This window comes from Nonomuraea sp. NPDC050547, assembly GCF_044457345.1.
In the GTDB taxonomy this organism is placed as follows: Bacteria; Actinomycetota; Actinomycetes; order Streptosporangiales; family Streptosporangiaceae; genus Nonomuraea.
The window spans coordinates 52,158-66,583 of the sequence record NZ_JBITGW010000028.1 but is presented as its reverse complement, the minus strand read 5'-3'; the positions used below and the strand labels follow the sequence as shown (position 1 = coordinate 66,583).

The 14,426-nt window shown below is 69.5% G+C and carries 12 protein-coding genes; 3 read left to right on the top strand and 9 right to left on the bottom strand.

Going from position 1 to position 14,426, the window contains the following annotated elements; translation table 11 throughout:
* Positions 1–4: 4 nt before the first annotated feature.
* From modA to ACIBHY_RS49350, 3 genes are all read right to left on the bottom strand, one after another.
* Entirely contained in the window at positions 5–769 is a 765-nt protein-coding gene (modA, locus tag ACIBHY_RS49360) for a molybdate ABC transporter substrate-binding protein (protein ID WP_397310425.1), read from the bottom strand.
* A gap of 11 nt (positions 770–780) precedes the next feature.
* Positions 781–1,191 carry a molybdopterin-binding protein gene (locus tag ACIBHY_RS49355; RefSeq protein WP_397310424.1) on the bottom strand — a complete coding sequence of 137 codons (411 nt, stop codon included), beginning with the start codon at positions 1,189–1,191 and terminating at the stop codon, positions 781–783.
* 99 nt (positions 1,192–1,290) lie between these two features.
* Positions 1,291–2,241 carry a hypothetical protein gene (locus tag ACIBHY_RS49350; protein ID WP_397248994.1) on the bottom strand — a complete coding sequence of 317 codons (951 nt, stop codon included), beginning with the start codon at positions 2,239–2,241 and terminating at the stop codon, positions 1,291–1,293.
* Between the two features lie 231 nt (positions 2,242–2,472).
* Here ACIBHY_RS49350 and ACIBHY_RS49345 point away from each other — a divergent pair, with 231 nt between their 5' ends.
* Entirely contained in the window at positions 2,473–3,906 is a 1,434-nt protein-coding gene (locus ACIBHY_RS49345; protein ID WP_397248996.1) for a polysaccharide lyase 6 family protein, read from the top strand.
* 4 nt (positions 3,907–3,910) lie between these two features.
* Here ACIBHY_RS49345 and ACIBHY_RS49340 read toward each other — a convergent pair whose 3' ends face one another.
* From ACIBHY_RS49340 to ACIBHY_RS49325, 4 genes are read right to left on the bottom strand one after another with little or no spacing between them, the layout of a single operon-like run.
* Positions 3,911–5,143 (bottom strand): alpha-L-fucosidase, encoded by a 1,233-nt coding sequence (locus ACIBHY_RS49340; RefSeq protein ID WP_397248998.1) that lies wholly within the window; start codon positions 5,141–5,143, stop codon positions 3,911–3,913.
* A 6-nt stretch (positions 5,144–5,149) separates the two neighbouring features.
* Complete coding sequence (locus tag ACIBHY_RS49335; RefSeq protein WP_184973813.1) at positions 5,150–6,007, bottom strand: carbohydrate ABC transporter permease; 858 nt, start codon at positions 6,005–6,007, stop codon at positions 5,150–5,152.
* Positions 6,004–6,945, bottom strand: a complete 942-nt coding sequence (locus ACIBHY_RS49330) for a carbohydrate ABC transporter permease (protein WP_397310423.1) — start codon at positions 6,943–6,945, stop codon at positions 6,004–6,006. The genes ACIBHY_RS49335 and ACIBHY_RS49330 overlap by 4 nt, the downstream gene beginning before the upstream one ends.
* Entirely contained in the window at positions 6,942–8,249 is a 1,308-nt protein-coding gene (locus tag ACIBHY_RS49325) for an extracellular solute-binding protein (protein ID WP_397249002.1), read from the bottom strand. The genes ACIBHY_RS49330 and ACIBHY_RS49325 overlap by 4 nt, the downstream gene beginning before the upstream one ends.
* Before the next feature lie 182 nt (positions 8,250–8,431).
* Between ACIBHY_RS49325 and ACIBHY_RS49320 the strand changes: the two genes are divergently transcribed.
* A complete protein-coding gene (locus tag ACIBHY_RS49320; RefSeq protein WP_397249004.1) occupies positions 8,432–9,433 on the top strand; it encodes a hydroxyacid dehydrogenase in 1,002 nt (333 codons plus the stop codon).
* Between the two features lie 51 nt (positions 9,434–9,484).
* Here ACIBHY_RS49320 and ACIBHY_RS49315 read toward each other — a convergent pair whose 3' ends face one another.
* A complete protein-coding gene (locus tag ACIBHY_RS49315; protein WP_397310422.1) occupies positions 9,485–11,752 on the bottom strand; it encodes a hypothetical protein in 2,268 nt (755 codons plus the stop codon).
* Positions 11,753–11,906: 154 nt separating this feature from the next.
* Here ACIBHY_RS49315 and ACIBHY_RS49310 point away from each other — a divergent pair, with 154 nt between their 5' ends.
* Positions 11,907–13,037, top strand: coding sequence for a serine hydrolase domain-containing protein (locus ACIBHY_RS49310; protein ID WP_397310421.1), 1,131 nt, complete (start codon positions 11,907–11,909; stop codon positions 13,035–13,037).
* A gap of 60 nt (positions 13,038–13,097) precedes the next feature.
* Here the strand turns inward: ACIBHY_RS49310 and ACIBHY_RS49305 are convergent.
* On the bottom strand, positions 13,098–14,426 hold a 1,329-nt coding region (locus ACIBHY_RS49305; RefSeq protein ID WP_397310420.1), incomplete at its 5' end, for a glycosyl hydrolase family 18 protein.

The following is a 14,426-nucleotide window of genomic DNA, read 5'->3' as shown; positions in this document are numbered from 1 at the left end:
GGGATCAGGGAGCCTCGAAGCCGGCCTTGGTCAGCACGTCCTTGCCCTGCTGTGACAGCACCAGGTCGGTGAACCGCTTGGCCAGGTCACCGGCGGGTGCCTTGGTCAGGGTGGCGATCGGGTAGTCGTTGATCGCCTTGTCGGCCTCGGGGAAGCCGATGCCGGTCACCTTGCCCGCCGAGGCGATCACGTCGGTCGTGTAGACCAGTGCGGCGTCCACCTCGCCGAGTTCGACCTTGGTCAGGGTGGCCTTGACGTCCTGCTCCAGCGTGACCGGCGTGACCTTGAGACCGGCCGCGCCCAGCGCCTTGACCGCGGCGGCCCCGCACGGCACCTGCTCGGCGCACAGCGCGACCTTGACCTTGGGGTCGGCCAGGTCCTTCAGTTCGTCCACCTTGGCCGGGTTGCCGGCCGGGACCGCGATCTGCAGCTTGTTGCGGACGAACGTGGCGGGCGCGGCGGCCAGGGAGGCGTCGGTGACGGTCTTCATCGTGGCCGGGCTCGCGGCGGCGAACACGTCGGCCGGAGCGCCCTGGACGATCTGCTGGGCCAGCGTGGCGCTGGAGCCGAAGTTGAACTTCACCGTGGTGCCCGGATGCGCGGCCTCGAAGGTCTTGCCGAGCTCGGTGAACGTTCCGGTCAGCGAGGCCGCCGCGAACACCGTCAGCTCCTTGGCCCCGCCCGCGGGGGAGACCGAGGCGCCCGTTCCGGAACCGCACCCGGACAGCACGGCCAACGCGATGACCCAGGGGGAAAGACGCCTGAACATCGAGGGGCTCCTCACGCCGCACCGGCCACGCGCTCGTGACCGGGGATCTCGACGACGACGTTGGTGGACTTGATCACGGCGACCGCCACCGCCCCCACCTCCAGGCCGAGCTCGTCGGCGGCCTGCCGGCTCATCAGCGACACCACACGGAACGGCCCCGCGGCGATCTCCACCTGGGCCATCACCGCGTCGCGGATCACCTCGGTCACGATGCCCCGGAAGCGGTTGCGCGCCGAGGAACGCCCACCCTCGACCTCCTCGACCTGGGCGCGGGCGAACGCGGCCAGCTCGGCGCCGTCGACCTGCCGGTGGCCGTGCTCGTCGCGCTCGGCGCCGAGGCGGCCCGCGTCCACCCAGCGGCGGATCGTGTCCGCGCTGACCCCGAGCAGCGCGGCGGCTTCACTGATACGAAACGTCGTCACGAACGCCTACGTTACCCCTTCGCAGATTCAAGCCCGTACACCGGTGGCCCCCCGCATCAGCGGACAGGGCCGCCGTTTCGTCCTGGCATGCGCGGGAGGTCAGTTCGCCGGGGAGAGCAGGTCGTCGTGCAGCTTGCCGAGCACCTCGTCGAGGGCGGCGGCCACGAAGGAGGCGGCGACCTGCCGGTTGAGGTCGGCGCTCTGGCCGACGAGCTTCTCCGCCACCTGCCCCGACATCTTGGCCGCGATCTTCTGGGGGAAGGTGTTCCATTCGTACACCAGGAAGGCGACGATCAGCGGGATGACGATGAAGCCGACGAGCGCGCCGGCGCCCGCGCCGAACAGCTTGACCAGCAGCATCTTCAGGACCAGCGCGACCCCGATCTTCTTGAGCAGGATGATCAGCACCTTCTGGAACGCCGCGCTGGCCAGCACCGCGCCCACGGCCTTGGCCACCGCGACCTTCACCATGGGCAGCGCGAGCGCCTTGGCCAGCAGGGCGGCGACGGTGGCGCCGAGCGTGGTGTGCATGGCGTGCGTGGCGCTCGCGAGGGCCATGTCGGCCGCCTGCTCGCCGACGGTGGTGTGCGTCGAGAGCGTGATGGAGTCCTTCACCTCCCGTTGCACGTGCGCGGCGAGGTCGCGGAACTCCTCCTCCAGGATGCGGTGGACGGCGGCGTTCTCCACGAGCTGGCGGCCGAGGACCTCCGCCAGATCCGACATCGTCTCCTCTGACTGGTAGAACTCCGTGGTGGCCGCGACGACGGCGGCTTCGACGACGTCCTCGATCCGGCAGGAGATCGTCGCGCCGCCGGTGCCCTTGACGTAGTGGAAGAGCGACTTGGCGTAGTCGGGGGTGGGGGAGGGGCTCACCGTCCGGGTGTGGCCGCCTTCGGTGACGGTCAGCGTGAGCAGCTCCGAGGTCGTGCGCGCGTTGATCGCGGCGGACACGCGGGTCTCGATGGCCGACCGTAGCTGAGGGGCGCGCTCGCCGAGCGCGTCGACGAGCGCGTTGAGGTCGATCTCCTGCCGCAGAAGGTCCGCGGTCATGCCAGATGGGCTCATGGCACTCACTGTCGGTTCGGGACGTGGCCGCGGGCCATGACGGGATGGCTGACAGCGCGTCAGCGCGTGCAAACGTCGCGCAAGTCATCGTGCGCCTGGCTCTTGGAAAACGCTTGCCCGGAGGTTACGGTTCTCTCAATACTCCGATGAATATGGGCATTGAGCGGTTTATTCGCTCTTCTAAAGGGATTTATCCCTTGATTGGTAGGAGGTTTCGTGATCACTGCTCCGCGCCTGCTCGCCGCGGCCGTCCTCGCCTTAGGCCTGGCCCAGAGCCCGGCCGTGGCGGCGTCCGCGTCCGAGGTGCTCGTGGCGAATCCGGCCGAGCTCACCAAGGCCCTGGCGGACGCGGGCCCCGGCGACACGATCGTCATGGCCGACGGCACATGGGAGAACGCCTTCCTCGACCTCAGCGCCGCCGCCGCGCCCGGCAGGCCGGTGACGCTGCGGGCGCAGACGCCCGGCAAGGTCGTGCTCACCGGCCGGTCAGGGATCTCGCTGAACAGCCCCGACCTCGTGGTCAGCGGCCTGACCTTCACCGGCGGCACCGTGCCCGACGGCAAGGGGTCGGTCATCACGTTCAACAGCGACCGGGGCCGGGTCACCGACACGGCCGTGGTGAACTTCAACCCGGCCGAACCGCAGACCCCCTACTACTGGGTCTACTTCCGCGGCGGCGCCAACCGGCTCGACCACGTCCTGCTGGAGGGCAAGAACCACCAGGAGCCCGTGGTGGGCAACGACCGGGGGCCGCGGGCCACGTACAACAAGGTCGATCACAGCCGCTTCGCCAACGTCCCCAACATCGGGCGCAACGGCATGGAGGCGCTGCGCATCTGGGGTTACGGGCAGTGGGGCGATCTCGGGACGACGGAGGGGGCGTACTTCACCATCGAGAACAACCTCTTCGAGCACGTCGACGGCGACGACGAGATCATCTCGCTGAAGTCCAACCACAACACCGTGCGCCACAACACGATCAAGCAGTCGAGCGGCGGCCTCGTCCTGCGCTACGGCAACTACAACACGGTCGAGAACAACGTCATCCTGGGCGACCGGTACCCGGCCAGCGAGGGCATCCGGGTCAGCGGCGACCACCACACCGTGCGCGGCAACTACGTGGCCGGAGTCTCCGGCTACGGGCTCAAGGTCACCAGCGGCGAGCACATGTTCGACGAGAACAACCAGCTCGACTATCTGACGCCCGGCTTCGTGCCGCAGAAGAACCCGCTCGCTCCCTACGGCTACCTCTTCCACTACGGCCAGGTGACCGACAGCCGGTTCACCGGCAACATGTTCGTCGACAACGCCAAGAGCGACATGCACCTCGGCTGGTTCTACAAGAACCACTGGCCCGGCTACCAGATGGTCCTCCTGCCCACACGCAACACCTTCACCGGCAACCTCGCCTATCGCCCGGCGGGCGGCGTCTCGGTGCAGACCAGCAAGCAGGACACCGCGCCGCCGTTGCAGAAGTTCACCTTCGAGCCCAACACCTTCCACGGCAACCTCGTCGTCGGCGGCACGCTCGACGTGAACGCGCCCAACACCGCCGACGGCATCACGGTCGTGCCCCTCGCGGGGAAGGCCGCCCCGCGAGCCCCGCGGAGCGCGAGCACGGCGGACACCGGGCCGGCCTGGCGCGAGTGAGCGGTCAGGCAAGGAAGAGTTCGATCACCGGGACGGCGACCGGGGGACGCTGAACGGGCAGCTGAAGGGTCAAGGTGCCCTCCGGCTGCCCGCCCATCTTGGTGTTCTGCGCGACCTCGCCGGGCTTGGTGACGACCATCCTGATCTCCGAGGCGTCGTCGAGCAGTTGTGCGTAGCGGACCTTGCCCGCCAGCCCCGGCAGGTGCACATGGCGCAGCGGCCAGCTGAACAGGTGCAGGTAGAGGCGGTCGCCGTTCTGGGTGTAGCGGCAGTCGGCGGGCGGCGTGAACGAGGCGGGCCCGCAGCCGCGGATCGAGCGCTCGTTCCGGTCCATCCAGCCGCCGATCTCGGCCAGGACGGCCAGCGCCCTGGGGTCGATCTCGCCCCGGCCCGTCGGGCCCACGTTGAGCAGCAGGTTGCCGCCCTTGGCGACGCCGTCGACCAGCATGCGGATGAGCAGGTCCGGGCTCTTGTAGTCGAGGTTGTCGCGGTCGTAGCCCCAGCTGCCGTTGAGCGTCTGGCAGGCCTCCCACACCTCGGCCACCGGGCCGGAGGGCTGGTACTGCTCGGGCGTGACGAAGTCGCCCGGCAGGCCGGTGCGGTCGTTGACCAGGATGCCGGGCTGCAGCTCGCGGACCATCTCCAGCAGTTCGGCCGAGCCCCAGTCCTCGGCGCCCTTGCCGCCCCACCACTCCTTCCTGCCGGCGTAGGAGAAGTCGAAGAACAGGTAGTCGATCGTCCCGTAGCGGGTGAGCAGCTCGCGGACCTGCCCGTGCAGGTAGCGCCGGTACTCGGCGATGTCGCCACCGCCCTCGCCGTCCACCTCGTCACGGCGGGGGTGGGTGCCGTCGACGGGGAAGGACGGGTGGTGCCAGTCGATCAGCGAGTGGTAGAAGCCGACCTTCAGCCCCTCGGCCCTGCAGGCCTCGGCGAAGGGCCCCACCAGGTCCTTCCCGTACGGCGTGCGGGTCGCCTTGTAGTCGGTCAGATCGCTGTCCCACAGGCAGAACCCGTCGTGGTGCTTGGTCGTCAGCACCACGTAGCGCATCCCGGCGGTCTTGGCCGCGCGCGCCCAGCCGGCCGGGTCGTAGCGGTCGGGGGAGAAGTGGTCGAAGTAGACCTGGTACTGCTCGTCGGTCATCTTCTCCCGGGTCTTGACCCACTCGTGCCGGGCCGGCAGGGCGTACAGGCCCCAGTGGATGAACATCCCGAATCTGTCATGGGTGAACCACGTCATGAAAAATCATCCCTTGAGGGCGCCGGAAGACAGGCCGTGGACGAACGAACGCTGGAAGAACAGGAACACGATCACCGAGGGCAGCAGGGCCAGCAGCGAGGCCGCCATGACCACGCCCGGCGTCACGATCGGGTCGATGCGCAGCGTCCGCAGCGCCAGCGGCAGCGTGTAGGACGAGGAGTCCTGCGCCACCAGCAGCGGCAGCAGGTACTGGTCCCAGATCATGGTGAACCCGAACACGCCGATGACCCCGAGCGCGGGCTTGCACATCGGCAGGATGATCTGCGCGAAGATCCGCAGCTCGCCCGCCCCGTCGATCCGCGCCGCCTCCTCCAGCTCGCGCGGCACGTCCTTCATGAACTCGGTCATCACCAGGATGGAGAACGCCCAGGCGCCGAGCGGCACGATCATGCCGGCCAGCGTCCCGATGAGGTTCACGTGGATCACCGGCACGTCGGCCAGGATGATCGACAGCGGGATGGCCAGGATCTCCTCGGGCAGCATGAGCGTCGCGAGAATGGCCACGAACACCAGCGACATGAACCGGAACCGCTTGCGCGCCAGCGCGTACGAGGCCAGCACCGAGACCGTGACCTGGAGCAGCAGCCCGAAGCCCACGACGAGGAAGGAGTTGAGCAGATACTTCAGCACGCCCTGGTCGACGGCGACCGTGAAGTTGTCCAGCGTCGGGCTGGTCGGCACCAGGCTCAGCTGGGTCGGGTCGGAGACGTGGTTGAAGGCGCTGACCAGCAGGGCCAGCAGCGGCCCCGCGAACACGACCAGCACCAGCGAGTAGATCACCAGCTTCGTCGCGCGGCCCGCGGGGGTCGCGTTCTCCTTGAGACCGAGAGCCGTCTCGCTCATCGGTTCTCCTTCCTTCTGAGCAGGTAGACGAAGACCGTCAGCACGAGTGTCGCGACGAACAGCAGGACCGCCCCCGCCGCGCCGACGCCCAGCCGGTTCTGCTCCAGGCCGAGCTTGTAGATCAGGGTCATGACCACCTCGGTGGAGCCGTTCGGCCCGCCGTTCGTCAGCAGGAACACCTCGGTGAAGACCCGCAGCCCGCGGATGGCGGCCAGCACGAACAGGATCGTGAAGACCGAGCGCAGGCCGGGCAGCGTGACGTGCAGGATCCGGCGCCACCTGGAGGCGCCGTCGACGGTGGCGGCCTCGTAGAGGTCCCGGTTGACGCCGGCCAGCCCCGCCATGAAGATCATCATGTCGTACGGCGCGCCCCGCCAGATCCCGGTCATGATCACCGAGGCCATCGAGGCGTCCGGGTCGTTGATGAACCCGGAAGGCCCGAGCCCGACCAGCCCGATGATCGAGTTGATCATGCCGTCGGCCGTCGGGTGGTACATGATCCGCCAGAGCTCGGCGACCACCGCCATCGGCACCACGACCGGCAGGAACGCGGCGGACCTGATGAAGCCGAGCCTGCGGCTCTGCCCCTCCATCAGCAGCGCCAGCGCGAACCCGAGCGCCATCGAGCCGGCCGTCTGCCCCACGGCCAGCACGATCGTGTGCCAGGCCGCGCTGTGGAAGCCCTCGGAGGCGAGCATCGTGGCGTAGTTACTGGTCCCGACCCACCTGTTGCCGAGGAACGGCTGGACGTCCTGGAAGGACATGACCAGCGCGTTGCCCATCGGGATGAACTTGAAGAGCGCGAACAGGATGATCGCCGGGGCCAGGAACAGCCACGGGATCCACCAGCGGCCGTCCCGCCCCCCGTTCTTGGAACGGAGAGCGGGGGCGCCGGTCGTCGCTCGCGCGGCGACGGGACTCAGTTGCTCGACGCTCATGAGGCGGCGATGCCCTGTTCGGTGAGGATGGCGGCGAGCTTGGTGTCGAGCTTGCCGAGTTCGGCCTTGAGGTCGAGGGAGCAGTCCGCCACGAGCGCGTTGACGGTCTCGGCCGACGCCTGGCGCACCGGGGTCCAGTTCGGCAGCGACGGCGCGTACCGGCCGGAGGTCTGGTAGGCCTCGGCGAAGGTCTTCCAGCGCGGGTCGGGCCGCACCTGGGCGATGTCGACGGTGGTGTTGACGGGCAACTGCACGATGTACGCCGCTTCGCCCTCCATGCCGATCTTCTGGCCTTCGGCCGAGATGGCGAAGGCGGCGAAGGCGTCCTGCGCCGCCTGGTTGGGCGAGCCGGCCATCAGGTAGACCGCGCCGCCCTCGGCCAGCACCTCGGCGCTCTTGGCGCCCTTGGGCATCGCCATGACCTCGTACTTGTCCTTGCCCAGTGCCTTGTCGAAACGGGGCAGCAGGTAGGGGCCGACCACGTAGAGACCGGCCTTGCCCGCCTCGAACGTCTCGTTCGTCGGCGGCGTGTCCATGGTGACCGCGCCCGGCTGGATCACCTTGTCCTTGCAGCCCAGGTCGCGGAACCACTGCATCGCGGCGACGGACTCGGCGGTGGACATGGCCGGCTTGTACTTGCCGCCGCCCGCGTCGGCCACGAAGTCGCCGCCCGCGGCCCAGAGGAAGTTCGAGAAGTACCAGGACGCGTACCCGCGCTTGGTCGACAGCGGCGCGGCCAGCCCGTAGGTGTCGGCCTCGCCGTTGCCGTCGGGGTCCTTCTCGGTGAACGCCTTGGCCATCGCCGCCAGGTCCGCCCAGCTCTGCGGCGGCTTCAGGCCCAGCTTCTCGCGCCAGTCCTTGCGGATGAGCAGCGCGGTGGCCTGCGCCGAGTACGGCAGGCCGTACTGCTTGCCGTCCACGGCCTTGCCCGCGGCCAGGGCCCGCTCGCTGACGTCCTTGGCGCTGGCGACCTTGGACAGGTCGATCTCGCGCAGCAGGCCCTGGCTCTGCATCGTTCCCAGTTGGGCGACGTCGTTCATGACGATGTCCGGCAGGTCCTTCTGGGCGGCACGCTGCTGCATCTTCGTCTCGAAGTCGTCGAAGATGGCCGTCACCTTGACCTTGTGGCCCGTGGCCTTCTCGAACGCCGCGGCCAGCTTGATCGTGCCCTGCTCGCCCGGTCCGCCGGGCGTCGTCCTGGTCCAGAGCTCCAGGGGCGCCGAGGCGTCCTGCTCGACGTTGCCTCCCGCCGGACCGGAGCCGCACCCGGTCAGCACCAGCGCGGCGGCGAGGAGACAACCCACCCTGTATTTGGCATGTGTCCGCATATGTGAACGGCTCCCAGTCTCTTGGATAACGCTTTCCGAGAAGCTAGCGTTGCCCCATTGGCACGGTCAATGGTCCGATGACTCCCGGCCGAAATCGATGCGTAAACAAGCCGCGTGCTGCCACTGACCCGATGACTCTTGATGACTCTGGAGTGTTCATGTCCGAGCTTGATCCCCGGCCCACCGCCCTGCTCGTCATGGAGGAACGGCGGCGCGGCGACGTCTACCCGCCCGAGGTCCTGCGCGACCTGGACGAACTGGTCAGATGGGGCGCGCCACCGCGTACCCGGGAGCAGCTGGCCCAGGACCCGGACGTGCTGGCGGACGTGGAGATCCTGCTGACCGGATGGGGCCCGCCCCGGCTCGACGCGGCGCTGCTGAGCCGGGCGCCCAAGCTGCGCGCGGTGCTGGTCGCCGCCGGCTCGGTACGGCCGCTGACCACGCCGGAGTTCTGGGCCCGCGAGATCCCGATCGTCTCCGCCGCCTCCGCCAACGCGATCCCGGTGGCGGAGTTCGCGCTGGCCCAGATCCTGCTGGCGCTGAAGCAGGCCCACCGGATCGCCCGCGAGATCCGGGCCACCCGCCGCTACCCGCACGACCCGCCCGTCGCCGGCGGGTACCGCTCCCGCGTCGGCCTGTTCGGCCTCGGCGCGATCGGCCGCCTCGTCGCCGCCCACCTGCGGCACTTCGACGTGGACGTGCTGGCCTGCGACCCCGTGGCCGACCCCGCCGGGCTGGACGTGCGCCTGGTGGAACTGCCCGAGCTCTTCGCCACCTGCCCGGTCGTCAGCCTGCACGCGCCGCTGCTGCCCGAGACGGAAGGCGTGGTCGACGGCGAGCTTCTCGACCTCCTGGAGCCCGGCGGCACCCTGATCAACACCGCCCGCGGCGCGCTGGTGGACGAGCACTCCCTCGTGGACGTCCTGCGCCGCAGGACCGACCTCACAGCGGTACTCGACGTCACCTGGCCGGAACCGCCGCCGCCGGACTCGCCGCTGTTCACCCTGCCCAACGTCGTCCTGACCGCGCACGTGGCGGGGGCTCTGGGCGGTGAGCGGGCGCGCATGGGGGAACTGGTCGTGGACGAGCTGCGCCGCCTGGCCGGCGGGGAGGCGTTGCGGCATGCCGTACCGGCTGACCGGGCGCACATCATGGCGTGACGGCGGTGCGGGCCGCCGGCGTCTTCACGACGCCGGCGGCCGCGAGGGGCGCTAGGAGTGGGCCAGCGTGTACAGCCGGTCGTGCTCGTCCCAGCGGGCGGTGCTGATGACCTTGGTCGCGTCCGGCACGCTGCCGCGGCGCAGCTCCCTGGCCAGCGCGTTGAGGCGGGCGGCGGAGGCCGCGACGGCTTCGCGCAGGGGCGTCGGGCTGCCCCAGTGGGTCTCGTCCTCCTTCAGGCTCTTGCGCAGGCCGGCGGCGATCGTGGACAGGCGAGCGCCGTAGGACTGGCCGCGCAGTCTGGCCAGGTCCTCCTCCACCAGCGCCATCGTGTCCGCCAGCGCCTTCGCGTCGTAGGTCTCCTTCCGCCCGGCGTCGCTCTTCTCGCCGTGGCCGCCCCGGTCGCCGGTGTCCACGGTGGCGAAGGGGAGCAGGTTGCGGAAGTTCAGGTAGGCGGTGGCGGCCTCACCGGCCGTGGCCGCGGTCAGCGCCTCCAGTGCCGCGTCGAACAGCTCGTCGAGCTGGCCGCCCTCCAACTGGATGATCGGCAGCAGCCGGTCCAGCTTCATGACCTCCGACGTGAGGTCGTCGGTGACGAGCTGGCGTACCGCCGCCATGGCGCGGTCCTCGTTCGTAGCCGTGACGAGCCGGCGTGACAGGGCGCCGCACTGGACCACCCAGGCGGTCGTGTGGCAGCCCATCCCGGTGACCCCGGGAGGCGCGGGCGCGCGGCCGTTGACGACCAGCGGCTGACCGGCGGTGAAGGTCACCACGAGCGGGTCGTTGGCCGCGTCGTCCACCCAGGCGTTGGAGCCGGTGGCGTCCGGCAGGGCGGACATCGTGGTCCAGGCCGCGGCGATCCGGGTCAGCAGTTTCGTGACCGCCTCCTGGCCGAGGTCGGCCCCGGGGAACAGGCGGCGCAGCTCGGCGGTGAGCTTGGCCTTGGCCGCCTCGGCGGCGGAGGCGCCGAAGAAGCCCGAGTAGGTGACACTGCGCGGGTACGCGGTGGCGACCAGGCTCTGATGTTCGTGGACCAGCGTCGGAATGATCGCCTCGACCCGGGCGGCGGCGTCCTTGGCCAGGGCCTCGATGGCCTGGACCGAGAGCAGGGCTCGGCTGAGGGAGGCGCCGACGTGCCGGCCCTCGCCGTCGCGCAGCTCGCGCAGCCGTTGCTTGCCGGTGCCCGGAGACAGGCCGACGACGCTGCGGGCCGCGGTCTTGATGGCCTTGGCGGCGTGGAAGAGCTCCTGGTCGTCGGTGGGCCTGGCGTACCTCTGCGCGATCGTCTCGGCCATGGTCTCGACGTCGGTGGGGGTCATGGCGATCGAGCCGATGCCGCTGACCAGCTTCTCCAGGTTCTCGGCCAGGATCGCGAGCTCCTTGTAGCTGGCGCGCGGGACCTTGGCCGCCTCGGGGTCGAGCAGGAAGATGATCCCCGACTCGCGCAGGGCGGCGTCGTAGGAGAACATCCGCCACAGCGCCTCCTTGACCTGGTCGGCGGTGTAGGGCGGGTCCGGGTCCTTCGGCGGCTGCGCCTTGGGCTGCGCGGGCTGCCCGGGTTGTTCCGTCTCCATCTGCTCGGCGGCCAGCTTCGCCTCCTCCTCGCGCTGGAGTCTCAGGCGGTCCATGAACAGGGAGTGGCGCTCGTGGGCGATGAGCATGTTCCGGTAGCGGCCCTCACCCGACCCGATCGAGCCGCGGGCCGAGGGGTTGAAGACGGTGGCGTACGGGAGGTAGTTCACGTAGGCCAGATGGTGGGCGACGGCCACGCCCAGGGTGTCGGCGGCGCGGGCGCGCACCTCGTCCTGGGTCTCCATCGAGCCGTCCTTCTTCTTCCGCGGGCCGTCGATCAGCGCCCTACGGGCCAGATCCAGGCCGGTCACCGTGCGATGGGCGGCGTCCTCCAGCCTGGGCGCGCGCTCCTCGTGGTCCTCCAGCCACAGGAAGAGCTTCATCTGGGTGGAGTCGAGATTGGACATCCAGGCGGTCGCCTCGTCGTGCAGGGCCTGGACCTTGTTGATGGCCTCGGTCAGGGTCAGGTTGTGCAGGACCGCCTTGAGCGCGTCGAGGTGCACCTGCCAGGCGATGGTGTGGTCGCCCATGCGCCCGCCGAAGGGGGAGGGGGTGCGGGGACGGGGACTGATGACCACGCGCCGGATGATGTCGCCGCCCGTGTGCGGCAGGATGGCCGGTCGCAGGTAGACGGTGGCGCCCTTGGGCAGGTCCGAGTGGGACTGGGCCACCAGGGGAATCGGTCCTTCCACCGGCGTCGTGTCGGTGTCGCCCGCGGTCGGATCCTGGTTCTTCTTGAAACGCTTCATTGCGCTCCGTCCCGGTTGGCGCTGATATGAACTCCCTCTTTTCCCGCGGAAGCCGTGGTCGCGGCTAGTGGCGAGGTCGTCACAGTTCCGGATCGGCGGACGTCTACGCTGGTAGGAGGGTTCGGGGGGAGGCTCATCCATGAGGTGCTCACGAATGCGCGTGCTGGTGGCCCTGACCGGGCTGCTGGCCCTGCACACGCCTGCCGGGGCCACGGTCGCCGCGCGGGAGTTTCCCGAGCTGACCCCGGCGGTGGCCGCCCGCCTGGACTCCGTCGTACAGAAGACCATGCGTGAAGCGGGCGTGCCCGGCGTGGTCGTCGGCCTGTCGGCGCCCGGCAAGGGCTCGTACGTGCGGGCCTTCGGCGTCGCCGACAAGGCGACCGGAGCCGCGATGACGCCCGGCGTGTACTCGCGGATCGGCAGCGTCACCAAGACGTTCACCGTGACCGCGCTGCTCCAGCTCGTCGACCGGGGCAAGGCCGGCCTGGACGACCCGATCGCCACCTACGTCGAGGGCGTCCCGAACGGCGAGCGCATCACGCTGCGCCAGCTCGCCGGCATGCGCAGCGGGCTGTTCAACTACAGCGAGGACGAGGGGTTCTTCAAGGCGCTCACCGGCGACCCCACCCGCTCCTTCACGCCGCAGGAGCTCCTGGCCTACTCCTTCAAGCATCCCGTGCTGTTCGAGCCGGGCGCCGAGTTCTCCTACTGCAACACCAACCTCATCCTGCTGGGGCTGGTCGTGGAGAAGCTCGGCGGGCGGCCGCTGCACGAGTTCGTCAGCGCCAACATCCTGAAGCCCGAGGGGCTGAACCGGACGCTTTTCCCGACCGGCGCCGCCTTTCCGAGCCCGCACCCCCACGGCTACACCAACCAGACCGCGTCGGGCGCGGTCCAGGACGCCACCGGCTGGAACCCCTCCTGGGGCTGGGCGGCGGGCGCCATGATCTCGGACCTGGAGGACCAGCGGAAGTGGGCGAGGATCCTGGCCACCGGCACGCTGCTGACTCCGCGTACGCAGGCCGAGCGCCTCAAGACGGGAACGACGCAGATCTCCGGCACCGGCTACGGGCTCGGCATCTTCAACGTGGAGGGCTGGATCGGGCACAACGGCTCGCTGCCCGGCTACCAGGCCTTGACCCTCTACCTGCCCGCCTACCAGGCGACGCTGGTCATGCTGCTCAACACCGACATCTCCTACGAGGGCCAGGAACCCAGCACGGTCCTCGGCCGGGCGGTCACCGGCGTCGTCACCCCTGACCACGTCTACCGGCTGGGCGGCTGAGCACCCCGGCACGACGAGAGGGCCGGCCCCTCGCGGGACCGGCCCTCAACGGTCAGACGGTCAGCCGAGACCGTTCTTGAGCGCGGTGATCAGTTCACCGTTGCTGGTGTCGCCGCTGAGCTCCCAGAAGAACGCGCCACCGAGGCCCTGGTTCTTCGAGTAGGTCATCTTGCCGCCGATGGTGGCCGGCGTGTCGTAGCTCCACCACTGGTTGCCGCAGAAGGCGTAGGCCGTGCCCGCGACGGTGCCGGTGGAGGGACAGCGGGTCTTGAGGACCTTGTAGTCCTCGTTGCCCGGCTCGTAGGTGCCTGGCGCCGGGCCGGTGGCGGTTCCGCCAGGTGTGGCCTGGGTGACGCCGGTCCAGCCTCGGCCGTAGAAGCCGATGCCGAGGAGCAGCTTGCTCGCCGGGATGTTCTTGCTCTTGAGCTTCTGGATGGCGTTGTCGGAGTAGAAGCCCGCGATCGGGATGCCGGTGTAGGAGGTGAGAGGCGAGTGCGGGGCGGTCGGGCCCTGCGCGGCCCAGGCGCCGAAGAAGTCGTAGGTCATGACGTTGTACCAGTCGACGTACTGCGCGGCGCCGCCGTAGTCGGCCGCGTCGATCTTGCCGCCGTTGGTGCCGTCGGCGGTGATGGCCGCGGTGACCAGGTTGTTCTGGCCGAAGCGGGCGCGTACGGCCTGCATGACGTTCTTGAAGGAGGCGAAGCCGCTGGTGTCACAGGTCAGGCCGCAGGCGTTGGGGTACTCCCAGTCGATGTCGATGCCGTCGAAGACGTCGGCCCAGCGGGGGTCCTCGACCATCTGGTAGCAGGACTCGGCGAAGGCGGTGGGGTTGGCCGCGGCCTGGGTGAAGCCGCCGGACCAGGTCCAGCCGCCGATGGAGAAGAGGATCTTGAGGTTCGGGTACTTCTTCTTCAGCTTGCGCAGCTGGTTGAAGTTACCGCGCAGCGGCTGGTCCCAGGTGTCGGCGACGCCGTCGACGCTCTCGGCCGCCGAGTAGGACTTCTCGTAGTCGGCGAAGGAGTCGCCGATGGTGCAGCGGCCGCCCGTGGTGTTGGCGAACGCGTAGTTGATGTGGGTCATCTTGGCGGCCGAGCCGCTGGTGTCGATGTTCTTGACGTGGTAGCCGCGCTGGTAGACGCCCCACTGGACGAAGTAGCCGAGCACCTTGTTACCGCCGCCGCCGGGGCCGTCCGAGGTGGTGGCGGAGGCCGAGTTGCTGTCGGCCGAGCGGTTGCCTGCCGCGTCGCGGGCCCGGACGGTGTAGGTGTAGGCGGTGTTCGAGCTGAGCCCGGTGTCGGTGTGGGTGGTTCCGGTCACGGTGGTGACCAGGGTGCCGCCTCGGTAGATCTCGTAGCCGGTGACGCCGACGTTGTCCGTGGAGGCGTTCCA